At 71.5% G+C, this 23437-nt stretch carries 23 protein-coding genes and 1 tRNA gene; 12 read left to right on the forward strand and 12 right to left on the reverse strand.

The window, feature by feature from the left end; all coding sequences use genetic code 11:
• Position 1 precedes the first annotated feature (1 nt).
• From ABD262_RS11940 to ABD262_RS11950, 3 genes are all read right to left on the reverse strand, one after another.
• Positions 2-643, reverse strand: coding sequence for a hypothetical protein (locus ABD262_RS11940; protein WP_344136123.1), 642 nt, complete (start codon positions 641-643; stop codon positions 2-4).
• A 131-nt stretch (positions 644-774) separates the two neighbouring features.
• Positions 775-981: a TMEM165/GDT1 family protein gene (locus ABD262_RS11945; RefSeq protein ID WP_344136126.1), complete on the reverse strand. Its 207-nt coding sequence runs from the start codon at positions 979-981 to the stop codon at positions 775-777.
• A 32-nt stretch (positions 982-1013) separates the two neighbouring features.
• Positions 1014-1841 (reverse strand): UbiA family prenyltransferase, encoded by an 828-nt coding sequence (locus ABD262_RS11950; RefSeq protein ID WP_344136129.1) that lies wholly within the window; start codon positions 1839-1841, stop codon positions 1014-1016.
• A gap of 81 nt (positions 1842-1922) precedes the next feature.
• On the opposite strand from ABD262_RS11950, the gene ABD262_RS11955 reads away from it, so the two are divergent.
• The 4 genes from ABD262_RS11955 to idi are packed head-to-tail and all read left to right on the forward strand — an operon-like array spanning position 1923 to position 5195.
• Complete coding sequence (locus ABD262_RS11955) at positions 1923-3002, forward strand: type III polyketide synthase (protein ID WP_344136132.1); 1080 nt, start codon at positions 1923-1925, stop codon at positions 3000-3002.
• 2 nt (positions 3003-3004) lie between these two features.
• A complete protein-coding gene (locus ABD262_RS11960; protein ID WP_344136135.1) occupies positions 3005-3535 on the forward strand; it encodes an isoprenylcysteine carboxyl methyltransferase family protein in 531 nt (176 codons plus the stop codon).
• On the forward strand, positions 3532-4590 hold the full coding sequence (locus ABD262_RS11965) for an NAD(P)/FAD-dependent oxidoreductase (protein WP_344136138.1): 1059 nt from the start codon (positions 3532-3534) through the stop codon (positions 4588-4590). Before ABD262_RS11960 ends, ABD262_RS11965 begins: the two co-directional genes overlap by 4 nt.
• Complete coding sequence (gene idi, locus ABD262_RS11970; RefSeq protein ID WP_344136141.1) at positions 4587-5195, forward strand: isopentenyl-diphosphate Delta-isomerase; 609 nt, start codon at positions 4587-4589, stop codon at positions 5193-5195. The genes ABD262_RS11965 and idi overlap by 4 nt, the downstream gene beginning before the upstream one ends.
• A gap of 195 nt (positions 5196-5390) precedes the next feature.
• On the opposite strand, the gene ABD262_RS11975 is transcribed toward idi, so the two are convergent.
• Positions 5391-5463: transfer RNA gene (locus tag ABD262_RS11975), tRNA-Arg, on the reverse strand.
• Between the two features lie 461 nt (positions 5464-5924).
• Here ABD262_RS11975 and ABD262_RS11980 point away from each other — a divergent pair.
• Positions 5925-7760: a phosphoenolpyruvate carboxykinase (GTP) gene (locus ABD262_RS11980; RefSeq protein ID WP_344136144.1), complete on the forward strand. Its 1836-nt coding sequence runs from the start codon at positions 5925-5927 to the stop codon at positions 7758-7760.
• Between the two features lie 38 nt (positions 7761-7798).
• Here the strand turns inward: ABD262_RS11980 and ABD262_RS11985 are convergent, their stop codons facing one another.
• Entirely contained in the window at positions 7799-8605 is an 807-nt protein-coding gene (locus ABD262_RS11985; protein ID WP_344136147.1) for a DinB family protein, read from the reverse strand.
• The gene (locus ABD262_RS11990; RefSeq protein WP_344136150.1) at positions 8602-9225 is read right to left on the reverse strand and encodes a mycothiol transferase; all 624 of its coding nucleotides are present in this window, start codon (positions 9223-9225) and stop codon (positions 8602-8604) included. The genes ABD262_RS11985 and ABD262_RS11990 overlap by 4 nt, the downstream gene beginning before the upstream one ends.
• Before the next feature lie 63 nt (positions 9226-9288).
• On the opposite strand from ABD262_RS11990, the gene ABD262_RS11995 reads away from it, so the two are divergent.
• The gene (locus ABD262_RS11995) at positions 9289-10245 is read left to right on the forward strand and encodes a helix-turn-helix transcriptional regulator (protein WP_344136153.1); all 957 of its coding nucleotides are present in this window, start codon (positions 9289-9291) and stop codon (positions 10243-10245) included.
• Between the two features lie 53 nt (positions 10246-10298).
• Positions 10299-11783 carry a hypothetical protein gene (locus tag ABD262_RS12000; protein WP_344136155.1) on the forward strand — a complete coding sequence of 495 codons (1485 nt, stop codon included), beginning with the start codon at positions 10299-10301 and terminating at the stop codon, positions 11781-11783.
• Positions 11784-11942: 159 nt separating this feature from the next.
• Here the strand turns inward: ABD262_RS12000 and ABD262_RS12005 are convergent, their stop codons facing one another.
• The 4 genes from ABD262_RS12005 to ABD262_RS12020 are packed head-to-tail and all read right to left on the reverse strand — an operon-like array spanning position 11943 to position 15305.
• Positions 11943-12350, reverse strand: a complete 408-nt coding sequence (locus tag ABD262_RS12005; protein ID WP_344136157.1) for a universal stress protein — start codon at positions 12348-12350, stop codon at positions 11943-11945.
• Positions 12347-13180 (reverse strand): ATP-binding cassette domain-containing protein, encoded by an 834-nt coding sequence (locus ABD262_RS12010; RefSeq protein ID WP_344136160.1) that lies wholly within the window; start codon positions 13178-13180, stop codon positions 12347-12349. Before ABD262_RS12010 ends, ABD262_RS12005 begins: the two co-directional genes overlap by 4 nt.
• Positions 13177-14199 carry an ABC transporter permease gene (locus tag ABD262_RS12015; RefSeq protein WP_344136163.1) on the reverse strand — a complete coding sequence of 341 codons (1023 nt, stop codon included), beginning with the start codon at positions 14197-14199 and terminating at the stop codon, positions 13177-13179. The genes ABD262_RS12010 and ABD262_RS12015 overlap by 4 nt, the downstream gene beginning before the upstream one ends.
• Positions 14200-14201: 2 nt before the next feature.
• The gene (locus ABD262_RS12020; RefSeq protein ID WP_344136166.1) at positions 14202-15305 is read right to left on the reverse strand and encodes a substrate-binding domain-containing protein; all 1104 of its coding nucleotides are present in this window, start codon (positions 15303-15305) and stop codon (positions 14202-14204) included.
• A 157-nt stretch (positions 15306-15462) separates the two neighbouring features.
• Here ABD262_RS12020 and ABD262_RS12025 point away from each other — a divergent pair, with 157 nt between their 5' ends.
• A complete protein-coding gene (locus tag ABD262_RS12025) occupies positions 15463-16455 on the forward strand; it encodes a LacI family DNA-binding transcriptional regulator (RefSeq protein WP_344138173.1) in 993 nt (330 codons plus the stop codon).
• A gap of 1 nt (position 16456) precedes the next feature.
• Here ABD262_RS12025 and ABD262_RS12030 read toward each other — a convergent pair whose 3' ends face one another.
• Positions 16457-17146 carry a hypothetical protein gene (locus ABD262_RS12030; RefSeq protein WP_344136169.1) on the reverse strand — a complete coding sequence of 230 codons (690 nt, stop codon included), beginning with the start codon at positions 17144-17146 and terminating at the stop codon, positions 16457-16459.
• 169 nt (positions 17147-17315) lie between these two features.
• Here ABD262_RS12030 and ABD262_RS12035 point away from each other — a divergent pair, with 169 nt between their 5' ends.
• From ABD262_RS12035 to ABD262_RS12050, 4 genes are all read left to right on the forward strand, one after another.
• A complete protein-coding gene (locus ABD262_RS12035; RefSeq protein WP_344136172.1) occupies positions 17316-18050 on the forward strand; it encodes a response regulator transcription factor in 735 nt (244 codons plus the stop codon).
• Complete coding sequence (locus ABD262_RS12040; RefSeq protein ID WP_344136175.1) at positions 18047-19516, forward strand: sensor histidine kinase; 1470 nt, start codon at positions 18047-18049, stop codon at positions 19514-19516. Before ABD262_RS12035 ends, ABD262_RS12040 begins: the two co-directional genes overlap by 4 nt.
• 88 nt (positions 19517-19604) lie before the next feature.
• A complete protein-coding gene (locus ABD262_RS12045) occupies positions 19605-21704 on the forward strand; it encodes an ArnT family glycosyltransferase (RefSeq protein ID WP_344136178.1) in 2100 nt (699 codons plus the stop codon).
• A gap of 11 nt (positions 21705-21715) precedes the next feature.
• Positions 21716-22993 (forward strand): bifunctional glycosyltransferase family 2/GtrA family protein, encoded by a 1278-nt coding sequence (locus tag ABD262_RS12050; RefSeq protein WP_344136181.1) that lies wholly within the window; start codon positions 21716-21718, stop codon positions 22991-22993.
• On the opposite strand, the gene ABD262_RS12055 is transcribed toward ABD262_RS12050, so the two are convergent.
• Complete coding sequence (locus ABD262_RS12055) at positions 22888-23385, reverse strand: hypothetical protein (protein ID WP_344136184.1); 498 nt, start codon at positions 23383-23385, stop codon at positions 22888-22890. The two genes, ABD262_RS12050 and ABD262_RS12055, sit on opposite strands and share 106 nt — an antisense overlap.
• Positions 23386-23437: the final 52 nt, after the last annotated feature.

The raw sequence follows: 23437 nt of genomic DNA on the forward strand, positions 1-23437 counted from the left end.
CTCAGTCGGCCTTCTCGTCATACATCCGCTCGCGGACCCCGGCGAGGCCCTCCTTGGCGACGAGCTCGCTGACCTTCGCCTGGTCGACCGCCTGCAGGATGTCGCGCCACGACCGCCGCCCGACGACCGCCGCCTCGAGCACGAAGTCGTCGAAGTCCCGGTCGCCGCCGGTGTCGTCGTACTTGACCGTCGACAGGGTGCCGTTCTCGTACAGGTCGTAGGTGTGACCGACGAGCTTGTCGGACAGCCAGTCGCCGCCGGCCGGGTCGCGGTGCTGCCCGAAGAACCAGTAGAACCGTTGGCCCGACTGGGTCGGGAACTTGAACCAGTTGCTGGGCTGCGGGTGGAAGTCGCCGCCCAGGACGAAGTCGGGTGGGAAGTGCTCGAGCACCGGGCCCGGGATCGACAGGTCGGGGGTCATCTTGACCAGGGCGCGCTGGAAGTGGCCGGCATGACCGCACTGCACCCGGAAGTACACCTGGTGGTGGGCGGGGTGGAAGTCGATCGACGGGTTCAGCTCGACGTGGATGTTCCGGTCGAATTCGTTGACCTCGAGCTCGTGCTTCCGGCGCACGAAGCACCCCAGGTCGGGGACGTCCGGGTTGGCGAACAGCAGGATGTTCTCGAGCACCGGCGAGCTCATGATGCGACCTCCGTCCGGACCGCGCAGAGGGTCCATTTGCGAGAGTCCTCTTGCGTATGCCGCCGGTCAAGGTTCGTTGTCGCGCTTGCGCCGTTTGCCCGCAAGATCCGATGGCCGCCCTTCCACCCGGGTCAGCGCATCGAGAGGCCCTGCACGATCAGGACGACGCCGAAGACGACGAAGGCCACCGTCGCACCCAGCTTGATGACGCGCTCCGGGAGCTTCTTGCCGAGGTAGGCGCCGACGATGATCGCGAGGGCGTCGGCCAGGACCATGCCCAGGGTGCTGCCGATCCACGTGCCGAGCCACCCCGACCGGCCACGAGCGAGACCACCCACTCGGCCGCATGAAGTCGCCCCGCCCGTGGGACTCAGCGCAGGACGAGCACGGCCACGTCGACGAGCGCGATGCCGATGGCCGCGACGAAGGGAGCCTTGCCCCGACCGAGCAATGCCACGACCGCGAGCGCGACGCAGGCGCCGAGCCCGACCCAGGCACCCACGGGCACTCCCCCACCGGGCCCGAACGTCGCCACCACCGAGCCGAGCAGCAGCACCACCGGGGCGAGCACCCGCACCCGACCGGCGCCCAGTCGCTGCGGCAGGCCACGGACCCCCGTGGCGTCGTCGTCGGCCAGGTCGGGCAAGGCGTTGAGCAGGTGGGCACCCACCCCGAGGACCGCTCCCGTGACCATCATCCACGCGGGCGGCCAGGCACGGTCGGGCCCCGCGAGCGACACCACCCCGGGGAGCACGCCGAACGCGACGGCATACGGCAACGCCGACCAGGCGGTGCGCTTGAGGCCGAGGTTGTACGCCCAGCCGCTCGCCACCCCGAGCAACAGGTGGACCGCGGCCGAGCGCCAGCCACAGGCGAGCGAGAGGACGACACACAGGGCAGCGGCGAGGCCGATGGCCTTGCGCACCAGGTCTTCCGAGAGCTCGCCGCGAGCCAGGGGTTTGTCGTCCCGGGCGACGGCCCGGTCACGCGCCGCGTCGATGAGGTCGTTCGACCACCCGATGGTCAGCTGTCCGGTGAAGACCGCGGCGGTGACCAACAGGCCCCTCGTCACGGCGAGGCCGAGCGCCACCGAGAGCAGCGCCACCAGCACGGTGACGGCGAGCGTCGGGCCGGGGTGGCAGGCCCGCACCAACGCGGTGCGCGACGTCGACGACGCGGACACCGGGTCGCTGGACACGGCCCCACCCTAGGCGGCCTCCGGCCGGCCCGGATGGTCCCGGCGAGGCAGGACCGCCGTCGGTGTGCCTAGGCTCTCTTCGTGAGCCGCATCGTGTCCGTCGCCGGGGTCCTGCCCGAGCACCGCTACGCCCAGGGCGAGGTGACCGCTGCGTTCGCGGAGGTGCTCGGCGCGCACGGCGTCGACCGGCTGCTGCTCGAGCGGATCCACGCGAACGCCGGGGTGGGCCACCGTCACCTCGCGTTGCCCCTCGAGAGGTATGCCGCCTTGCGCGACTTCGGCGAGGCCAACGACGAGTTCATCGCGGTCGCCGTGAACCTCGGGTCGGAGGCGGTCGTCGACGCGCTCAAGGCAGTCGGCCTGACCCCCACCGACGTCGACCTCATCGTCTCGACGACCGTGACGGGGCTGGCGGTCCCCTCGCTGGAGGCCCGGATCGCGGCCCGCATCGGCCTGCGCCCCGACGTGAAGCGGGTGCCGATGGTGGGTCTGGGCTGTGTCGCGGGGGCGGCCGGCGTGGCCCGCGTCCACGACCACCTGCTCGGCCACCCCGGTGACGTGGCGGTCCTGCTCTCGGCCGAGCTGTGCAGCCTGACGGTCCAGCGCGACGACACGTCCACCGCCAACCTCGTCGCCAGCGGGTTGTTCGGCGACGGGGCCGCTGCGGTGGTCATGGTCGGCGCGGACCGGGCTGCGGAGCTCGGTCCCGACACCGGGCACGACCTGCAGGTGCTGGCGACCCGCAGCCGGATGTACCCCGACAGCGAGCGCGCGATGGGCTGGGACGTCGGCGCGTCCGGGCTGCGGATCGTCCTCGGTGTCGAGGTGCCGGAGCTGGTGCGGGCCAACCTCGGCGAGGACGTCGACGGCTTCCTCGGTGCGCACGGCCTCACTCGCGCCGACATCGGGTTCTGGGTGGCCCACCCGGGTGGCCCCAAGGTGCTGGAGGCGATGGCCGACGCCCTGGAGGTCGAGCGCGACGCCCTCGGCGTGACCTGGGACTCCCTCGACCAGATCGGCAACCTGTCGTCGGCGTCCGTGCTGCACGTCCTCGCCGACACGGTGCGCGACCGGCCACCGGCGGTGGGCTCCTACGGCGTCCTGATGGCCATGGGCCCCGGGTTCTGCCTCGAGATGGTGCTGCTCCGAGCGGCTGGCTGACGATGACCACCTCCCAGCTCCTGTTCACCGTGCTCGTCGCCGCCGTGGGGCTCGAACGCCTTGCCGAGATGGTCGTGTCGAAGCGGCATGCCGCCTGGGCCTTCGCGCGCGGTGGGGTGGAGTCGGGACGCGGCCACTTCCCGGTCATGGTGCTGCTGCACACCGCCCTCCTCGTCGGCGCGGTCGTCGAGGTGGTGGTCGCCGACCGGCCGTTCGTCCCCGGGCTGGGCTGGCCGATGCTCGTCCTGGTGCTCCTCGCCCAGGGCCTGCGCTGGTGGTGCATTTCGACCCTGGGTCAGCAGTGGAACACCCGCGTCATCGTGGTGCCGGGCGCCTCCTTGGTCGCCGCCGGTCCCTACCGCCTCATGCGCCACCCCAACTACGTCGCCGTCGTCGTCGAGGGCCTCGCCCTTCCCCTGGTCCACACCGCGTGGGTGACCGCAGCCGCCTTCACGGTCCTCAACCTCCTCCTGCTGTCGGTCCGGATCCGCGTCGAGGAGCAGGCCCTCGGGCTGCGCGCGGGTGCCGCGTGAGCGTCGACCTCCTCGTCGTCGGCGGTGGCCCGGTGGGGCTGGCGACAGCCCTGTATGCCGTGCGGCGTGGCCTCACGGTCGAGGTGCTCGAACCACGCAGCGGTCCCGTGGACAAGGCCTGCGGTGAGGGCCTGATGCCCGGCGGCCTGGCCGCCCTCGCCGGCCTCGGCGTGCACCCGAAGGGCCACTCCTTCAACGGGATCCGCTACCTGTCCCCCCACGCGAGCGCGGTGGCGGACTTCACCCAGGGACCCGGGCTCGGCGTCCGTCGCACGGAGCTGCACAGCAGGCTGGCCACGGCGGCTGCGGAGGCCGGCGTCCCGGTGCAGCACCTGTCCGCGACCGGCCTGCACCAGGACGACGACGGCGTCGACGTGGCCACCCGGCGGTCCGGTGGTGCGGACGGACCAGTCCTGCGGGCCCGGCACGTGGTCGCCGCCGACGGGCTGCACTCGTGGGCCCGTCGACACCTCGGGCTCGACCGGCCTTCGTCCGGGCCCGGCAGGTACGGGCTGCGCCAGCACTTCGCGACCGCGCCGTGGTCGAGCCGCGTCGACGTCCTCTGGGCCGCGGATGCCGAGGCCTACGTCACCCCGGTCGCCGACGACCTGGTGGGGGTGGCGGTCCTCAGCCGCGAGCGCCGCTCGTTCGCCCAGCACCTGGCCCACTTCCCGCCGCTGGCCGAGCGCCTCGCCGGGGCCGAGCCGGCCTCCGGCGTGCAGGGGGCCGGCCCGCTCCGCCAACGCAGCCGCCACCGCGTCGCCGGACGGGTGCTGCTCGTCGGCGACGCCAGCGGCTACGTCGACGCGCTGACGGGGGAAGGCATCTCGCTCGGGCTGGCCCAGGCACGGGCGGCGGTCGCCGCAGTGGCTGCCGACCGGCCGAGTGACTACGAGCGCGGGTGGCTGGCCGCCACGTGGCGGTGCTCGGCGCTGACCCACGGGTTGCTCGCGGCCACCCGTCCGCAGGTCGCTCGGCGCGCTCTGGTGCCCCTGGCGGCGCGCGCGCCCTGGGTGTTCTCGGCAGCCGTCAACGAGCTGGGACGGTCGGCATGACCGAGCTGGTCGTCCTGCTCGACGACCACGGCAGCGCGGTGGGCACCCAGGACAAGGCGACCGTCCACCACGGCGCGACGCCCCTGCACCTGGCCTTCTCGGCATACCTCGTCGACCCCGACGGGATGCTGCTCGTCACGCAACGGGCGCCGACGAAGGCGACCTTTCCCGGCGTGTGGACCAACTCGGTCTGCGGCCACCCCGGGCCGGGCGAGGCGCTCGACGCGGCGGCCGGGCGCCGGGCGCTCGACGAGCTGGGCGTGACGGTGGGCGAGCTGCAGCTGGTGCTGCCGGAGTTCGCGTACGTCGCCGAGCAGGACGGTGTGGTGGAGAACGAGCGGTGCCCGGTGTTCGTGGGGATGCTGCCCGGTCGTGAGCTGGGGCTCGACCCGACCGAGGTCGGCGGCGCCGAGTGGGTGCCGTGGGCGACCTTCGCGGACGAGGTCCTCGACGGGCGCCGGGTCGTGTCGTCCTGGTGTCGCGAGCAGGTCGAGCAGCTGGTACAGCTCGGTCCCGACCCGGCCCACTGGCCGGCCGCAGACCCCGCGCTTCTCCCCCCTGCGGCCCGCATGGAGCGCTGGACTCCGGGTCCGGCAGCTGAGTGAGCGCCAACCGACTGTCCGGGCCCGGCGGAGAGTGGGTTGACGCTCACTGAGCGCCCAGCGCTTCATCCGGCGTGCGGCAGCTCAGTCGGCTCCGCAGCCGGGCCGGGCACGAGTAAGGCCCCCGTCCGCGTTTCCGCGAGCGGGGGCCCCACCGTCTGTCTCAACTCAGAGTGCGTGGTCGCCGTGGCGACCGGGTGCGCCCGAAGGGATTCGAACCCCTAACCTTCTGATCCGTAGTCAGATGCTCTATCCGTTGAGCTACGGGCGCGAATGTCGCCCTGAGATTCCTTGTGGGATCGCCCAGAGCAACGACGGGAAAGACTACCGGCTCGACCCCGCAGCGACGAAATCGGTCGGCCACCCGGCTGGGACCGCCCCGTGGCCCGCCTCCCCCCGCGGCCGACCGTGGCCGGCAGCAACGGCCACACCCCCGCCGCCGACCAGCACCCTCCCCGTGCGCCGAAAGGCAAGAAACGCAACGGAATCCGCTGCCTTCTTGCAAGCCTTGCAAGAAGGCAGCAAGCCAGCGATTCCTACCCGTCGGTTGTGAGGCTTTTCACGAGCCGACTAGACCTTGCGCGGTATCTACTGGCGCGTAGGGGGGCGTACCTTGGCCAGATCAGGAGCGTTCACCATGTGGACACACGGTCGGCTGACCGGTGTCGGCGTGGACGCATCACCTCATGATCCGGGGGAGCACCGCCCCGGACGAAAGGGACGGCCGATCACATGACGACCGAGGCGACGCACACCGACCAGCGCGCAGGCGGCACGACGCACGCCGGCCTGCAGGCATGGGTCGACGAGGTGGCCGCGATGACCACCCCCGACCACGTCGAATGGGTCACCGGCTCCGACGCCGAGTGGACCCGACTGACCGACAAGCTCGTCGAGGCCGGCACGTTCGTGCGCCTCGACGACGAGAAGAAGCCGAACAGCTTCTACGCAGCCTCCGACCCGACCGACGTCGCCCGGGTCGAGGACCGCACCTACATCTGCTCCGTGGACGAGAAGGACGCCGGGCCCACCAACAACTGGATGGACCCGAACGAGATGAAGGACCTCATGCGCGGGCTCTACGCCGGCTGCATGAAGGGCCGCACCATGTACGTCATCCCGTTCGTGATGGGTCACGTCGAGGCCGAGAACCCGATGTTCGGTGTCGAGATCACCGACTCCGAGTACGTCGTGGTCTCCATGCGGGTGATGGCCCGCACCGGGGTCAACGTGCTGCGCCGCATCGAGGAGCTCGGCGAGAACGCCAAGTACGTCCCGGCGCTGCACTCCGTCGGCGCCCCGCTCGAGCCCGGCCAGGCCGACGTGAAGTGGCCGTGCAACCCGGAGAAGTACATCGTCCAGTTCCCTGAGGAGCGGATGATCTGGTCGTTCGGCTCCGGCTACGGCGGCAACGCGCTGCTGGGCAAGAAGTGCTACTCGCTGCGCATCGCCTCGGTGATGGCCCGCGACGAGGGCTGGCTGGCCGAGCACATGCTGATCCTCAAGCTGATCTCCCCGGAACAGCAGGTCTACTACATCGCCGCCGCCTTCCCGAGCGCGTGCGGCAAGACCAACCTCGCCATGCTCGCCCCGACCATCCCCGGCTGGAAGGTCGAGACCCTCGGCGACGACATCGCCTGGATGCGCTTCGGCGAGGACGGCCGCCTGTATGCCGTGAACCCCGAGTTCGGCTTCTTCGGCGTCGCCCCGGGCACCAACGAGCACACCAACCCCAACGCGATGAAGACCATCAACAAGGGCAACTCGGTCTTCACCAACGTCGCGCTCACCGACGACAACGACATCTGGTGGGAGGGACTGGAGAACATGCCGGCCCACGCCACCAGCTGGAAGGGCGAGGACTGGACGCCCGACTCCGACGAGCTCTCGAGCCACGCGAACAGCCGCTACTGCACCCCCATCGAGCAGTGCGACATCCTCGCCAAGGAGTACTACGACCCCAAGGGTGTGCCGATCTCGGCGATCTTCTTCGGCGGTCGCCGCAAGACGACCGTCCCGCTGGTGACCGAGGCGCGAGACTGGGTGCACGGCACGTTCATGGGGGCCACGCTCTCCTCGGAGACGACTGCTGCCGCCACGGGTGCGGTCGGCGTGGTCCGTCGCGACCCGATGGCCATGCTCCCCTTCATCGGCTACAACGCCGGCGACTACTTCCAGCACTGGATCAACCTGGGCAAGGACGCCGATGCGTCCAAGCTCCCGAAGATCTTCTACGTCAACTGGTTCCGTCGTGACCAGGACGGTGGCTTCCTCTGGCCCGGCTTCGGCGAGAACAGCCGTGTCCTCAAGTGGGCGATCGAGCGCATCGAGGGCAAGGCCGCCGCGGTCGAGACCCCCATCGGCCACGTCCCGACGCCGGAGTCGCTCGACACCGCGGGCCTGGAGATGAGCGACGCCGACCTCGAGCAGGCGCTCGCCGTCGACGTCGACGAGTGGAAGGCCGAGATCCCCCAGATCGAGGAGTGGTTCGCGAAGTTCGGCGAGACCTTGCCGAGCCAGCTGCGGGTCGAGCTCGACGACCTGAAGGCCCGCCTCGGCCTCGAGTGACCAGCCCGCAACGTCGAGAGTGCGCGACACGCTGGTGATCAGGAACGTGGTCCAGCGTGTCGTGCACTCTCGAGGACGGCGAGGTCACGGGTGGCGTACTGGTGGTGGTACCACTCCTCGTTGACGATGCAGCCCACGACGTCGGCGACCAGGTAGTCCCGCGACTCGGGGTAGCCCGGCTCGACCACCGGGGTCGTCCGGCCCTCGACCTGTTCGTCGGTCAGCCCGTCGACCACAGTGCGCATCGTCGCCATCCGGTCGCGGCGGAGCTCGAGCACCTCGTCGAGCGACGGTCGCGCCGACCGGTCGCGCGGCACCTCGGGGATGTCGGCCATGTCGTCGTGGGGCAGGTCGAGCGGGCTCCACGGTGACGGGTCGCCCAGGAGCGCGCGGCGGATCCACGCGTCGGTCGCGAAGACCAGGTGGCGCTGCGTCTCGATGAAGGACCACTCGCCGTCGACCCGCTCGTGCAGCAGCTGCGGGTCCAGGCGCCGGGCCCGCTCGAAGGTCTCGGCCCAGCGGCGCTCGATGATGCCCCAGGCCTCGCGGAACTCCGCCGGCCTCCTCGGTCGCATCTTGGTGCGGTCGGGCTCGCGTCGGTCCAGCTCCGCCTCGACGTAGTCGGTGACGTCGACGCCGTTGACGGTGAGGTGCTCCACCTCACCGGTGATCTCGACGTCGACGACCTGCGAGCCGGTGATCCGCGCGCCCTTGAGGGCGACGTTCTTGAACCGGGCGCCGACCAGGTAGGTGTCGTCGAACACGGCATCGGTGAAGTCGAACCGGCGGAAGGTCGCCCCACGGTGGGCGGCGTCGAACCCCGGGTGCTCGTCGTGCTGGGTCATCGGGTCGCCCACGTCCAGGCGCCGGACACCGGCTGCCACCCGGGCGGCGGGTCCTCGCCGACCCGCCCGTCGACCACCTCACGGAGCAGGTCGGCCTGGCCCGTGTGACGGCCGTACTCCTCGACCATGTCGAGCAGGAGGCGGCGCAGGTTGGCGTGGTTGCCCCGGTCGTCCTTGGCTTCGACCATGTGGTCGAGCCCGACCGCCAGACCCGCGTCGTGCAGGGCCTCGGCGACCCTCGCCCGCGACCGCTCGACCGCGCCGTCGTAGAGGGCGTAGAGCGTCTCGGGGGAGTCGTCGGCGGCGGAGGCGAACTCCCAGTCGTCGTCGTCATCCCACCCGTTGTCGTCCCACACGGGATCCATCGGGGCACCGCTCAGCTTGACCGTGAACTTGTGGTCCTCGGCGACGGCGAGGTGCTTGAGCAACCCGCCGAGGGTCAGCGACGACGCCCCGATGCGGGTCGCCAGACCGGCCGCGTCGAGGTCGTCGGCCTTGTAGCGGAAGGTCGCGCGCAGCCGTTCGAGGGCACCGAGGACCGCGTCGGTCTCGTTGCCGGCCAGCGGGGGCTCCCACGGGGTGTCGGTGACGTCGTCGGGCGCAGGGTCTGTTGTGGCCATGACACAGGACGCTAGGGCCTGTTCCGGACGTTCGGCTTCCGCACGTCGTCCTACGCTGTCGCCATGTCGTCCGCCGACACCAGTCCGACCTCCCGCGCGCTGCTCACGCTCGAGCTGATCCAGGGCAGCCCCGGCATCACCGCGGGCCGGCTGGCCGAGCGGCTCGGCGTCACCGAGCGCGCCGCCCGCCGCTACGTCGCCATCCTGCGCGAGGCCGGCATACCCCTGGAGTCCGAGCGCGGACCCTACGGCGGCTACCGCGTGGGTCGCGGGCTGCGGCTGCCGCCGTTGATGTTCGAGGCGTCCGAGGCGCTCGCCCTGGTCATGGCGGTGCTCGACGGCCACCACGAGGCGGCGGACACCGCCGACCCGGCCGGCAGCGCCCTGGGCAAGATCATCCGCGCACTCCCCCAGCCCGTCGCCGAGCAGGCCGAAGCCGTCCGGCGCGCCGCCGCGCCGGCCCCCGACCGCGCCGCCGCGCGGCCCAACCCCCAGACGACCACCGCCCTCGTCCAGGCGAGCATCGACCGCTCGCGCGTCCGCATCGGCTACCGCACCGAAGCGGGACGCGAGTGGTCGCAGGAGGTCGACCCCTGGGCCGTCGTGGTGCGCCACGGCAGGTGGTACCTGCTGTGCTGGAGCCACGCGGCGAGCGCCCGTCGCGCGTTTCGCATCGACCGGGTCACCGCGGTCGCCGTCCTCGGGGAGCGGTTCGAGCCGCCCCAGGACCTCGACGCGGTCGGCGAGCTCGAGACGCACCTGTCGGCCGGGTGGGAGTACGACACCGAGGTCGTCGTCCAGGCTGCGCTCGAGACGGTGACGCGGCTGCTGCCACGCGGCCTCGGCCGGCTCGAGGAAGGCCCCGAGGGCACCACCCGCTTGGTCGGCAGCACCAGCGCCCCCGACTGGTATGCCGCCCAGCTGGCAGCGCTGCCCGTCCCCTTCCGCATCGTCAACGGTCCCGAGCTGCGCGCGGCTGTGGACCAGATCGCCCGGCGCCTCGCTGACGCCGTCAGCTGACCCCGACGGGCAGCCGCATCGCGATCCGGGCCCACACGGCATACTCGCGGAGCATGGCGCAGAGCGACTCCCACCAACCGCACGGAGTGGTCTTCCCCGAGGTCGACGGCAAGCGCAGCACCTCCGCGCTCGGACGCGCGGTCGTGGCGGACGCACTGCGCCCGGTCGACCCGGTCGGGGCCCAGGCCGCGGAACGCGAGACCAACTGGCGCCAGGGCTACCTGACGCACTTCCGCCGGATGGTCGAGGCCGGCCTGCTGCGTGACGGCGAGGCGGCGGTGGACGTCGCCCGCGCGGGTCTCGACTCCCTCCACGCACGGATGCGCGCCACGACCCCGGACGGCGAGGTGGCGCTCGACGACGCCTTTACGGCTGGGGGCGGCCCGCCGCTGGGGACCGCCACGGTGCGGGGCACCGGCGAGCGGGCGACGGAGCTCAGCCTCCCCCTGCACGGCCAGCGGTTGCGTGGCGACGCGCTCCGGCGACAGCTCGACGACTGGACCACCCGCGGCATCATCGAGCCGTCCGCGGCCGAGGCCGTGCGCACCGTGCTGGCCAACCCCGACTGGCTCGACCTCAGCGACCAGCGGGTCGTCGTGCTCGGTGCCGGCGCGGAGATGGGTCCACTGCGTTCGATCCTGTCGTGGGGCGGGCACGTGGTGGGGGTCGACCTGCCCCGACCCGACATCTGGAAGCGCGTGCTCGACGCCGCAGCGTCGAGCGCCGGCACGCTGCACATGCCGGTGGCCGCCGACGCGCCGTGGTCGGCCAGCGACCTCGCTGCGCACGCTGGGGCCGACCTGCTGCACGGTCTCCCCGCGGTCGCCGACTGGCTGACCGAGGTCGAGGGCCCGCTCGTCCTCGGCAACTACGTGTATGCCGACGGTGCCACCAACGTGCGCGTCTCCACCGCCGTGGACGCCCTCAGCGTCGAGCTGATGAGCCGGCGCCCCGACGTCGCGCTCGGTTTCCTGGCCACGCCCACCGACGTCTTCGCCGTGCCCGGCGAGGCGGTCGAGCAGTCGACCCGCAGCTACCGCGGCCCGTCGACGCCGATGCGGCTGGTGCGGCCCGCGCTGCGGACGGTCAGCGGCGGCCGGCTCCTGCGGCGCAACTACGCGCCCGGCACCGACCCCGGCCTCAACGACAGCCTCGTGCCGCAGCAGGGTCCGAACTACGCGCTGGCCAAGCGGTTGCAGCGCTGGCGGGCCACCGTCGCCCGGCGCGACGGGCGCACCGTCTCGCTCAACGTCGCCCCACCCACCCGCACCCGCTCGGTGGTCAAGAACCGGGCGCTGGCGAGCGCGTATGCCGGCGCCCACCGGTTCGGGATCGAGGTCTTCGAGCCGGCCACGAGCAACACCCTCATGGCGGCCCTCCTCGTCCACGACCTGCGCACCGCTCCGCACGCACTGCTGACGCCCTGGCGCGAGGAAGCTGCCGGTGCGGTGCACGGCGGGCTGTGGCGCACCGCCTACGACCCCCGCAGCGCGCTCGGCATCGCCGTCGTCCTGGGGCTCGGCTCGGCGCGGACCTGACCTCCCGTCCCTGACCGGGCAGAGTCGGCGGGACGGGGCGGAGCAGGCCGGACGGGCGGAGCAGCCGGACGGGAAGAGCGGGACCGGACGAGCGGCGCCCCTCCTCTTCCGGAGGGACGCCGCTCGCGACTGGGTGGCCCGGGGGCCGGGGTGGTGACGTCAGCTGCCGCGGGCCGCCTTCACGGCGAGCACCGCGCAGTGTGCGTCGAGGAGCACCTGTTGCGAGGTGCTGCCGAGGAAGAGCTTCCCGACCGGGGTGCGTCGCCGTACCCCGATCACGATGAGCCGGGCGTCCCGCTCCTCCGCGACCCGCAGGATCGCCTCGGCGGGCGCCAGCTCGTCGGTCGACTGGATCACCTCGTGGGCGATCCCTGCGCCGCTGAGCTCGACATCGATCGCGTCGATGTCAGCAGGGCTCGCGAACGTCGACCCGGCGAAGTTGCCGCTCTGCCCCGTGTTGACCACCACGAGGGTTGAGCCGTCGATCACGACCTCGTCCTTGGCCCGCTCGAAGGCGGCGATGCCCTCGGGCGTCGGGATGTAGCCGACGACGACGACGCCGCTCACGCGGCACCTTCCAGCTTCTTCGCGCCGGTCATGATCGCCACGCCCTCACCCATGTCGTGCGATGCAGGGGTGATGACCCCGGCGCGGCCGCCGAGTCGCTGGATGTGGATGCGGTCGGCCACCTCCCACACGTGCGGCATGTTGTGGCTGATCAGGATGATCGACTGGCCCTTGTCACGCAGCTGCTTGACCATGTCGAGCACCATGCCCGACTCCTTCACACCGAGGGCAGCGGTCGGCTCGTCGAGCACGACGACCTTGCTCCCGAACGCCGCCGCGCGGGCGACGGCCACGGCCTGGCGCTGGCCACCCGAGAGGGTCTCCACCGCCTGGCTCATGTTCTGGATGGTCTGGATGCCGAGGTCCTGCACCGACTTGCCGGCCCGCTTCTCCATGCCCTTCTTGTCGAGCATCCGCAGCACCGACCCGAGCGGGCCCTTGCGTCGCTCCTCGCGGGCGAGGTAGAGGTTGCTCGCGATGTCGAGCGCGGGGATCACCGCCAGCTGCTGGTAGACCGTCTCGATGCCCGCCTCACGAGCGTCCTGCGGCTTGCGGAAGTGGACCGGCTTGCCGTTCATCGTGATCTCACCCGAGTCGGGCACGTAGGCCCCGGTGAGGCACTTGATGAGCGTCGACTTGCCGGCGCCGTTGTCGCCGATGACCGCCAGCACCTCGCCGGGGTAGAGGTCGAGGTCGACCCCGTCGAGGCCGACGACGCGACCGAAGGTGATGACGAGCTTGCGGGCGGAGAGGACCGGCTCCTTGCCGTAGATCTCCTCCTTGCCGGCCGGGACGCCACCGTGGGCGACCTCGAGCGTGCTTGCACTCATGCCTTCACCTTCCTGATCCACTGGTCGATGCCGACGGCCACGATGACGAGGACGCCCGTCGCCATGACACGCCACTGCTGGTTGACGCCCATCTGGGACAGCCCGAAGGCGAACGTCTGGACGATGAGGGCGCCGATGAGGGTGCCGATGAGCCGGCCTCGGCCACCGAAGAGGCTGGTGCCACCGATGACGACCGCGGTGATGCTGGCCAGGTTGGCGTCGGGCGCCGCGTTGGGGGTCGCGGCTCCGGCCCGGCCGATGAGGATCCACCCGGCGATGCCGTAGATCAGGCCGGCCACCGTGTAGACGGCGAGCAGGATCCGCTTGCTCGGCACACCCGAGAGGCGGGCCGACTCGGCGTCGTCGCCGACCGCGTAGACGTAGCGTCCCCACGCGGTCTGCGAGAGCACGAAGCCCATCACGGCGTAGATGAGGATGACCACGACGATGCCCCAGGTGAGGCGGAACTGGCCGATGGCGAACCCCTCGCCCAGGAAGTTGAGCAGCCGGGGCAGGTGGTCGGCCTGGATGCTCTCACCACCGGAGTAGAGCAGCGCGACGGCCGTGAAGATGCTGAGAGTGCCGAGCGTCACGATGAACGGAGGAAGGTTGATCCGCGTCACCAGCAGGCCGTTGAGGAGACCGGCGACCGTCGCCAGGACCACCCCGATCAGCAGGGCGAGGAGGGCCGGCATGCCGCCGTCCTTGGCGAGCGTCGCCGTCACCATCATCGAGAGCACCATGATCGCGCCCACGGACAAGTCGATGCCCGCCGTGAGGATGACCAGGGTCTGGCCCACCGCGAGTGCAGCCACCACCGCCGTCTGCTGGAGCAGGATGCCCATCGAGTTGGCGGTCAGGAAGGTGGGCGTCGCGATGAAGAACGCCACGAACGTCACGAGCAGCAGGAACAGCGGGCTCAGCCAGGGCCGGCCGTGCAGCTGGTGCTGGACGCGTTGGAGGGGGGACTGCTGCCGCCGAGCGAACTCAGCGGCAGCAGACGTGACCTGGGTCGACATGGTCAGTTGCCCCAGCAGATCTTGGCGCCCTCGTCGGACGTGATGCTGTCGACACCCTCGGCCTTCTTGTCGGTGACCAGCGCGACGCCGGTGTCGAAGAAGTCGAGGCCCGGGGAGACCTGCGGCTTCTCACCGCCACGGGCGATCTTCGCGATGGCCTCCATGCCGAGCGTGGCCATCTTCAGCGGGTACTGCTGGGCCGTGGCCCCGATGACACCGCTCTTGACGCTGGCCACGCCGGCGCAGCCTCCGTCGACCGAGACGATCAGCGCGGTCTTGCCGGCGGCCTTGAGGGCGGCGTTGGCACCGACCGCGGTCGGCTCGTTGATCGTGTAGACGACGTTGATGTTCGGGTTCTTGGCCAGGCACTTCTCCATAGCCGAGCGTCCACCGTCCTCGGCGCCCTGACCGGCCTCGTTGCAGGCGATCGTGTAGTCGCCGCCCTTGCCACCGGTGTACTTGCCGGTCTTCGCCTCGTCGCCGTTCTTCTTGCCGTCGGCCACGTCGATGCCCATGCCTTCGAGGAAGCCCTGGTCGCGGTTGTAGTCGACCGACACGATCTTGTCGTCGAAGAGGTCGAGCAGCGCGATCACGGCCGGCTTGCCGTCCAGCTGGGCCGCGGCCCACTGGCCGTCGAGCTTTCCGGCGTTGCGGTTGTTGGTCGCGAACGTGATGTCCACGGTGTCGGCCGGGTCGGGCGGGGTGTCGAGGGCGATGACGAAGAGCTTGGCGTCGCGGGCCTTCTTGATGGCCGCGTTGACGCCGGTGCTCATCGGCGTGATCAGGATGCCCTTGTCACCGCGGGCGATGGCGTCCTCGATCGCCGTGATCTGGCCCTGGTCGTCGCCCTCCTGCTTTCCGGAGGCGACCGTGAGCTTGACGTTGTTCTTGGAGGCGTCGGCCTTGGCGCCCTTCTGCATGGCCACGAAGAACGGGTTCGTCGAGTCCTTGGTGATGAGCGTGACACCGACGGCGGCCTCGCCGCCGCCACCGCTCGTGTCGGCGCCGCCCCGGTTGCACGCGCCGAGGGCGAGCGCAGTGGAGGCCGCGAGGGTGATCGCCACGGAGCGGCGGAAGGTCGGGGTCTGCAAGGTGCTGTGACGCATTGGGGTCTCCCATCTGGTGCGGCTCCATCGCCGCGTGACAACGTTGTCAGGACAGTTTCTAGTCCTCGGTTGTGCTTTTGTCAACGGGTCCTGTACAACTGCAGACGTGATCGTGACATCGTTGTCAAAGGGTGATGCCCGCCGTCCGCGCGCCACCATGCGTGAGGTGGCCGCACTGGCGGGCGTCAGCCTCAAGACGGTGTCGCGGGTGGTGAACCGTGAGTCCGGCGTCTCGCCCGACGTCGTCACGAGGGTCGAACGGGCGGTGGCGCAGCTCGGCTACCGCCACAACCTGGCCGCCAGCAACCTGCGCCGGGGTCACGGCAGGACAGCCATGGTCGGCGCCCTCCTTCAGGACGTCAGCAACTCGTTCTCGTCCAGCCTCCTGCGCAGCCTCGAGGACGCAGCCCGCGACCGTGACGTCGTCATCGTGGCATCCAGCCTCGACGAGGAGCCCGAGCGGGAGCGCGCGCTGGTCGAGGGCCTGGTGCGCCGCAGGGTCGACGGCCTGCTCCTCATGCCCGCGACTGATCGCCACGACTACCTCGCCGACGACCTGCGCAGCGGGCTGCCGATCGTCTTCGTGGACCGCAGCCCCAACGGCATCGACACCGACTCGGTGACGATCGACAACGCCCGCGGCTCCCGGCTCGCGGTCTACCACCTGGTCGCGCACGGACACCGCAGGATCGCCTTCCTCGGCGACCTGCCGACCATCCAGACGGCCCGGACCCGGCGGGAGGGGTTCGAGGCCGCCATGCGCGCCCGGCACCTGCCGCTCGACCCCTCGCAGATCATCACGTCACTGCGCTCACCCGAGGATGCCGAGGCCGCCGTCCGCCGGCTGCTCGACAGCGACGAGCCGCCTACCGCCATCTTTGCTGCGCGAAACTCGTTGGCAGTCGGCACGATTCGCGCCCTGCACCGGCTCGGCAAGGCCGGTCAGGTCGCACTGGTCGGCTTCGACGACTTCCCGTTGGCTGACATCGTCGACCCGCCCTTGACCGTCGTCCGACAGAACGTCGGCGCGATCGGAGCCGAGGTCGCTCAGCGCCTCTTCGCCAGGATCGACGGCGACACCTCTCCCCCGCGCCACATCGTGCTGGAGCCCGAGCTGGTCGAACGCGGCTCGGGCGAGATCCGTCCCTGAGTCAGGGCTGCCGGCCGAGCCGGCGCTGCGACTCCGAGGGGCGCACCGAGCCGCAGACCGGCACGAGGCCGAAGTCCTTGAGTGGCAAGGCTTCCGCGCTCTCTTGCGGCATGGACCGGGGTGTCCTCCGTCGGCTCCGCGCCCACCGCTCCAGGGCGCATCGGGGCAGGACGGCCACGTGGATCATGTCGTGCTCGGATCCGGGTCGACCGGCGCGTGCTTGGAGCTGGGTCCCGGGTCTCTGCGGCAGCTGGCCACCGGGCGCCTGACCACCGGGCGCCTGACCACCCGGCGCCTGACCACCGGGCAGGGTGCCCTGTTGGCCGAAGCCCCCACCCTGACGACCTCCGGGGCCGAACTGGCCGGGTTGGAGCTGGCCACCCCCTCGGGTGGTGCCGGCGGGCAGCGCCGCGGCCGCCGCGACCGCCCCCATCGAGGAGATGCCGATGGCCAGGGCCGCAGCGATCGCGGTCTTGCGGCCGCTCCAGGTGGGTGGGTTGAGGGCCGGTGCGGTCTCCGGCGTGCCGGGCGACTCGACGGGCACGCCGTCCGCGGGCGCGGAGCGAACGGGCACGCCGTCCGCGGGCACGGAGGCAACGGGCTCGGGATCGGTCGGCGCGGCATACGGGACCGTCTGGGTCTGGGCCCACTCGAGGTGGGGCACGGTGTCGTCGGTGCGAGGGGTCGTCATCGGAACTCCAACGTCGCTGGGGAGGTGGTCGGGTCCGACTCTCGGGTCCGACACTGTGGCGATGCTGTGGACGGGGTGTCGGGCGGCTGAGCATCCGGCACAGAGGTCTCACAGGATTCACACAGGAGTTGCGAGGGCGCCGCACATGGTTGCGGTGTTTCCTAGGAGCATGAACACGCAGCAGTCAGGTTCCGCCAAGCTCCAACGCCTCGACGGGTCACCTGTCCGGGTCCTCGTCGTGGACGACGAGAACAACCTCACCGAGCTGCTGGGGATGGCGCTGCGCTACGAGGGCTGGGAGGTCCGCACCGCGGCCACCGGGGTCGCGGCGGTCCGCGCCGCCCGGGAGTTCCAGCCCGACGCGGTCGCCCTCGACATGATGCTGCCCGACTTCGACGGCCTCGAGGTGCTGCGGCGGATGAGGGGCGACAACCCCACCGTGCCCGTGCTCTTCCTGACCGCCAAGGACGCCGTCGAGGACCGGGTGGCCGGCCTGACCGCCGGCGGCGACGACTACGTCACCAAGCCGTTCAGCCTCGAGGAGGTGGTGGCGCGGTTGCGTGCCCTGATGCGCCGCACCGCCGTGGTCACCGACGAGTCCGACTCGGTCCTGGTCGTCGGTGACCTGAGCATGGACGAGGACAGCCACGAGGTGACCCGCGCCGGCGAGGCGATCAACCTCACCGCGACGGAGTTCGAGCTGCTCCGCTACCTCATGCGCAACCCCAAGCGGGTGCTCTCCAAGGCGCAGATCCTCGACCGCGTCTGGAACTACGACTTCGGCGGCCAGGCCAACGTCGTCGAGCTCTACATCTCCTACCTGCGCAAGAAGATCGACGCGGGGCGGGAGCCGATGATCCACACCATGCGTGGCGTCGGGTACGTCCTCAAGCCCGCGACATGAGCCCAGCCGCCGCGGTCGGCTCCGCCCGGTCGCACCTCCACCCCGCAGCGTGGTCGCTGAGCAGCAAGCTCGTGGCCACGGTCGTCGGGCTGTTCCTCGCCGTGACGCTGGCCTCGGGCGCCCTGACCGTCCTGCTGCTGCACCAGAGCCTGGTCCGCCAGCTCGATGAGGGCGTCACGGCCAGCCTCGTGCGCGCCGGCGGCCCGGACCGGCTCCGACCCGACGACAGCTCGGACGACGGCAACGGTCCGAGTGGACCGCCCGGCGCCGGGGGTGAGCTGCTCTTCCTCCGCCTCAGCAACGGCGTCGCCACGCAGAGCCGGGTGGAGCACGACCGCACCTCCGGCACCCTCACCGCCGCGCAGATCGCAGCCCTCGACGCCGCGAGCATCGGGACGACGCCCAAGACCGTGGAGGTGCCCGGGCTGGGCGACTACCGGGTCGCCGCCGGGCGCGCCCTCGACGGCGACACCGTCATCAGTGGCCTCCCGGTCGAGAGCGTCAACGAGACGGTGGTCACGATGATCACGCTCGTGGCGGGCGGGACGATCGTCGGTTTCGTGATCGTGTCGGCCGGTGGTCTCTGGCTCGTGCGCCGCAACCTCGCACCGCTCCAGCGGGTCGCCCACATGGCCACCCAGGTCTCCAACCTCAAGCTCGACTCGGGAGCGGTCGCACTCGCCGAACGCATTCCCCCTGCCGACACCGACCCCCGCACGGAGGTCGGCCAGGTCGGCCTCGCCCTCAACAACATGCTCGACAACGTCGAGGGCGCGCTGCAGTCCCGGCACGAGAGCGAGCAGCGGGTGCGACAGTTCGTCGCCGACGCGTCGCACGAGCTGCGGACCCCGCTCGCCTCGATCCGGGGGTATGCCGAGCTGTCCCGTCGCGAGCGCGAGCCGGTGCCCCCGTCGGTCACCCACGCGCTGTCGCGCGTCGAGTCCGAGGCGCTGCGGATGCAGGGCCTGGTCGAGGACCTCCTGCTGCTGGCCCGGCTCGACGCCGGTCGGCCACTCGACCGCGAGCCCGTAGACCTGTCGCTCCTCGCGATGGATGCGGTCAGCGACGCCCACGCCGCCTCCCCCGACCACCGGTGGGAGCTCGACCTGCCCGAGCAGCCGGTCGAGGTGACCGGCGACGCCGCGCGACTGCACCAGGTGGTCGCCAACCTCCTGGCGAACGCACGCACCCACACCCCTGCCGGCACCCGCGTGGTGATGTCGGTCAAGCCCGACGGCAAGTGGGTCAGGCTGAGCGTGTCGGACGACGGACCCGGCGTGCCCGAGTCGCTGCAGCGCAACGTCTTCCAGCGGTTCACGCGGGGCGACGACTCCCGCAACCGCGCCTCCGGCTCGAGTGGCCTCGGGCTGTCGATCGTCGACGCCGTCGCCAAGTCGCACGGCGGCAACGTCGAGCTCTCCTCGAGCCCCGGCGACACGACCTTCACGGTCCGGCTGCCGGCCTAGCCGTACTGACCGGGCGGTGGGACGGCCTCATCACCGGAGCTCAGGAGCACCACAGGGACCGCACAGGGCCGGGCTCGAGGGTAGGGCCATGGACACGATGACCCTCCACCGCGACGCCACCGGCCAGCCCGACCTGCCCGGGCGCCCCACCACTCCAGTGCCGGCAGGTTCGGCCGCGCCGACGACGCCGAGCCGGGTCCAGCGCCTGTGGCGAGGCCCCAGCGACGACCCGTCGTGGGCCCGTCCCGCGCTGCTCGGCCTGCTCCTCGCCACAGCCCTCTTCTACTTCTACAACCTGACCGCCAACGGTTACGCGAACTCGTTCTACTCCGCAGCGGTGCAGGCCGGCAGCGACAGCTGGAAGGCGTTCTTCTTCGGCTCCTCCGACGCCGGCAACTCGATCACCGTCGACAAGCCGCCCGCCTCCCTGTGGGTGATGGCCCTGTCGGTGCGGGTGCTCGGGCTCAGCTCGTTCAGCATCCTCATGCCCGAGGTGCTCATGGGGGTCGCCACGGTCGGCGTCGTCCACGCGACCGTGAAGCGCCACTTCGGTGCCGCCGCCGGTCTGATCGGCGGTGCCGTCATGGCCCTGACGCCGGTGGCCGTCCTGATGTTCCGGTTCAACAACCCCGACGCGCTGCTGGTCCTGCTGATGGCGCTCGGCGCCTGGGCCACGATGAAGTCGATCGAGCAGGGCTCGGCCAGGTGGTTCGCCGTCGTCGGCGTCTTCATCGGCCTGGGCTTCCTCACCAAGGCCCTCCAGGTGCTGCTGGTCGTCCCGGCGTTCGGGCTCGCGTACGTCCTCTTCGCCGACACCACGCTGCGCCGCCGCCTCATCGGCGCCCTCGTGGGAAGCGCGGCGATGGTCCTCTCCGCGGCCTGGTGGGTGGCCGTCGTCGAGCTCATCCCCGGGAGCATGCGCCCCTACATCGGCGGCTCGCAGGACAACTCGTTCCTGTCGGTCACGTTCGGCTACAACGGCCTCGGCCGGATCAGCGGCAACGAGACCGGCTCGGTGGGCGGCGGACGCGGCTGGGGCACGACCGGGCTCGGGCGGATGTTCAGCTCGTCAGTCGGCGGCCAGATCTCCTGGCTGATCCCCTCGGCCCTCATCCTCCTGGCCGTCGGCCTGTACCTGCGGGGCCGAGCGCCACGCACGGACGCCCGCCGCGCGGCATACCTGGTCTGGGGCGGGTGGCTGCTGGTCACGATGGTGACGTTCTCGCTGATGGCCGGCATCTTCCACGAGTACTACACGGTCGCCCTCGCGCCCGCCATCGCCGCCCTGGTCGGGATGGGCGCCGCGGAGGCCTGGGAGCGCCGGCACAGCCCGGTCGGCTCGATCGCGCTCGCCGCCGCGACCGCCGCTGCCGCCACATGGTCGTTCATCCTGCTCTCGCGCACCGACTGGCAGGGCTGGCTGCGGTTCGTCGTCCTCGCCCTCGGCCTCGCCAGTGCCCTCCTGCTGCTCGCGATCACGCAGCTGCACCGCCGGTTCGTGCCCGCGGTGGTCGCTGGTGCCCTGGTGGCGGCGCTCGCCGGGCCGGCCGCCTACAGCGTGCAGACCGTCGGCACCGCCCACACCGGTTCCATCGTCACGGCCGGTCCGGCGGTGGCCGGCGGCCGAGGTGGCGGTATGCCGGGTGGCGGCCCGGGCGGGCTGGGCGCACCTCCCCAGGGCCTGACCGGTGGCCCGCAGGCCGGCACCGGTACGGGCCCGGCCGGTGGCACCGGCACCGCGGGTGGTGCGCGCACCGGCGGCGGTATGGGCGGCCTGCTCGACGCCTCCACGCCAAGCACCGAGGTCGTCTCGGCCCTGGCGGCCGACGCCAGCTCCTACCGCTGGGTCGCCGCCGCCATCGGCTCGCAGAACGCAGCCGGGCTGCAGCTGGGGACCGGGCTTCCCGTGATGGCCATCGGTGGCTTCAACGGCAGCGACCCGAGCCCGACCCTGGCGCAGTTCCAGCAGTACGTCGCCGACGGGGACATCCACTACTTCGCCGAAGGCGGGGGGTCCGGTGCAGGCCCCGGTGGCGGGATGGGCGCATCCGGCACCGGCTCCCAGATCTCGCAGTGGGTCGCCGCGAGCTTCACCCAGGTCACGATCGGCGGGTCGACCTTCTACGACCTGACGCAGCCACTGACGTCGAGTGGCAGCTCCGCGACCACCAGCACGCAGACCACCTGAGGAGAGCCGTGATGCCCGCCCCCGTCCTCGACGTCGTCGTCCCCGTCCACAACGAGCAGCACACGGTCGCCGCCAGCGTGCGCCGCCTGCACGCCCACCTGGTCGACACGTTCCCCTATCCGTTCCGGATCACGGTGGCGGACAACGCCAGCACCGACGCGACGGCCGCCGTCGCGTCGGGGCTGGTGGCCGCGCTGCCGGGGGTGGTGCTGGTGCGACTGGCGGAGAAGGGCCGGGGGCGGGCCCTCAAGCAGGTGTGGCTCGCTTCCGACGCACCGATCCTCGCCTACCTGGACGTGGACCTCTCGACGGACCTCGACGCCCTGTGGCCGCTGGTCGCCCCGCTGATGTCGGGCCACTCCGACCTGGCCATCGGGTCGCGACTCGCCCGGGGGTCGCGGGTCGTCCGGGGTGCCCGCCGTGAGGTGATCTCACGCTGCTACAACCTCGTGCTGAGGGGTGCGCTGGGCGCCGGGTTCACCGACGCACAGTGCGGGTTCAAGGCGATCCGGGCCGACGTCGCCGCCGAGCTGCTGCCCTGGGTGGACGACACCACGTGGTTCTTCGACACCGAGCTGCTGGTGCTCGCCGAACGCTCCGGCCTGCGCATCCACGAGGTGCCCGTCGACTGGTTCGACGACCCCGACTCGAGGGTCGACGTCGTCGCGACGGCGGTCGACGACCTGCGCGGGGTGGTCAGGCTGCGCCGCGGGCTGTCCTCCGGACGACTGCCTGTCGACGACATCGCCGCCCGCATCGGCCGCCGCGACCCGTCCGCGGGGACGTGGCGCCAGGTCAGCCGGTTCGCGGTGGTGGGAGTGGTCTCCACGGTCATCCACCTCGGCCTGTTCGCGTTGCTCGCGACCGTGCTCGCCTCGACCCAGGTCGCCAACCTCGTCGCCCTGCTCGTGGCCACGGTGGGCAACACCGCCCTGAACCGTCGGTGGACCTTCGGCATCCGCGGAGCCGGTGCCCTGCGGTCACAGGCACAGGGGCTCGCCGTCTTCGCGGTGACGTGGCTGATGACCGCCGGCGCGCTGGCCCTCCTGCACGCCACCGTCACCTCCCCGTCGACCTCGGTGGCCACGGTCGTGGTCGGCGCCGCGACGGCCGCCTCGACCGTCCTGCGCTTCGTGGCCATGCGCTCGTGGATCTTCCGGCGGGAGCCCCGGCGCCCGGCCGGTCAGTACTCGGTGACGATGAACGAGCCCTCGTCGTCCTCGAACACCACGACCCCGGTCCAGTCGAACCCGTCCACCGAGCCGTGGCAGACCGTGACGAGCCCCTGACCCACCTCCGAGCGCAACGGACACACGAGCTCGTCGACCGAGCCGCCGTCGTCCTCGATCGCGGTGGTCAGCGACTGCTGGAGGTCACCGTCGCTCGCCCCCTTGTCGACGACCGTGACCTCGCCGGTCAGGACGTAGCCGGAGCCGCCCCTCATCGGCCCGACGAGGAAGAACGCGGCCATCGCCAGGACGCCCAGCAGCGCGAGACCGCTCAGCACGATCGCGGTCACCGCCAGGCCGTTGCCGTTCCTGGGGGCTGGCGAGAACGGCGGGTACGCCCCCGGCGTCGGCGGCTGCGCGGCATACCCGGGCTGGGGGACCGGCGCCCAGGCCTGGGGGTGCTGCGGCGGCTCCTGGCCCGGCGGGCCGAACGGGTTGGACGGGTACGACACGGCTGGCACTCCTCGGCTTCGGTCGCCACAGGATGCCAGACTCGCCTCCCGA

The sequence above is a fragment of the Pedococcus bigeumensis genome (genome assembly GCF_039531795.1).
Classification (GTDB): Bacteria; Actinomycetota; Actinomycetes; order Actinomycetales; family Dermatophilaceae; genus Pedococcus; species Pedococcus bigeumensis.

What these genes read in the sequence shown, in the direction of transcription:
- ABD262_RS12050 (WP_344136181.1), top strand. Translation starts at nt 21,716, where the DNA reads ATGCCCGCCCCCGTCCTCGACGTCGTCGTCCCCGTCCACAACGAGCAG.
- ABD262_RS12045 (WP_344136178.1), top strand. Translation starts at nt 19,605, where the DNA reads ATGGACACGATGACCCTCCACCGCGACGCCACCGGCCAGCCCGACCTG.
- idi (WP_344136141.1), top strand. Translation starts at nt 4,587, where the DNA reads ATGACCGAGCTGGTCGTCCTGCTCGACGACCACGGCAGCGCGGTGGGC.
- ABD262_RS11995 (WP_344136153.1), top strand. Translation starts at nt 9,289, where the DNA reads ATGTCGTCCGCCGACACCAGTCCGACCTCCCGCGCGCTGCTCACGCTC.
- ABD262_RS12000 (WP_344136155.1), top strand. Translation starts at nt 10,299, where the DNA reads ATGGCGCAGAGCGACTCCCACCAACCGCACGGAGTGGTCTTCCCCGAG.
- ABD262_RS11960 (WP_344136135.1), top strand. Translation starts at nt 3,005, where the DNA reads ATGACCACCTCCCAGCTCCTGTTCACCGTGCTCGTCGCCGCCGTGGGG.
- ABD262_RS12015 (WP_344136163.1), bottom strand. Translation starts at nt 14,199, where the DNA reads ATGTCGACCCAGGTCACGTCTGCTGCCGCTGAGTTCGCTCGGCGGCAG.
- ABD262_RS12040 (WP_344136175.1), top strand. Translation starts at nt 18,047, where the DNA reads ATGAGCCCAGCCGCCGCGGTCGGCTCCGCCCGGTCGCACCTCCACCCC.
- ABD262_RS11940 (WP_344136123.1), bottom strand. Translation starts at nt 643, where the DNA reads ATGAGCTCGCCGGTGCTCGAGAACATCCTGCTGTTCGCCAACCCGGAC.
- ABD262_RS12010 (WP_344136160.1), bottom strand. Translation starts at nt 13,180, where the DNA reads ATGAGTGCAAGCACGCTCGAGGTCGCCCACGGTGGCGTCCCGGCCGGC.
- ABD262_RS12030 (WP_344136169.1), bottom strand. Translation starts at nt 17,146, where the DNA reads ATGACGACCCCTCGCACCGACGACACCGTGCCCCACCTCGAGTGGGCC.
- ABD262_RS11990 (WP_344136150.1), bottom strand. Translation starts at nt 9,225, where the DNA reads ATGGCCACAACAGACCCTGCGCCCGACGACGTCACCGACACCCCGTGG.
- ABD262_RS12025 (WP_344138173.1), top strand. Translation starts at nt 15,463, where the DNA reads ATGCGTGAGGTGGCCGCACTGGCGGGCGTCAGCCTCAAGACGGTGTCG.
- ABD262_RS12035 (WP_344136172.1), top strand. Translation starts at nt 17,316, where the DNA reads ATGAACACGCAGCAGTCAGGTTCCGCCAAGCTCCAACGCCTCGACGGG.
- ABD262_RS12020 (WP_344136166.1), bottom strand. Translation starts at nt 15,305, where the DNA reads ATGCGTCACAGCACCTTGCAGACCCCGACCTTCCGCCGCTCCGTGGCG.
- ABD262_RS11985 (WP_344136147.1), bottom strand. Translation starts at nt 8,605, where the DNA reads ATGACCCAGCACGACGAGCACCCGGGGTTCGACGCCGCCCACCGTGGG.
- ABD262_RS11980 (WP_344136144.1), top strand. Translation starts at nt 5,925, where the DNA reads ATGACGACCGAGGCGACGCACACCGACCAGCGCGCAGGCGGCACGACG.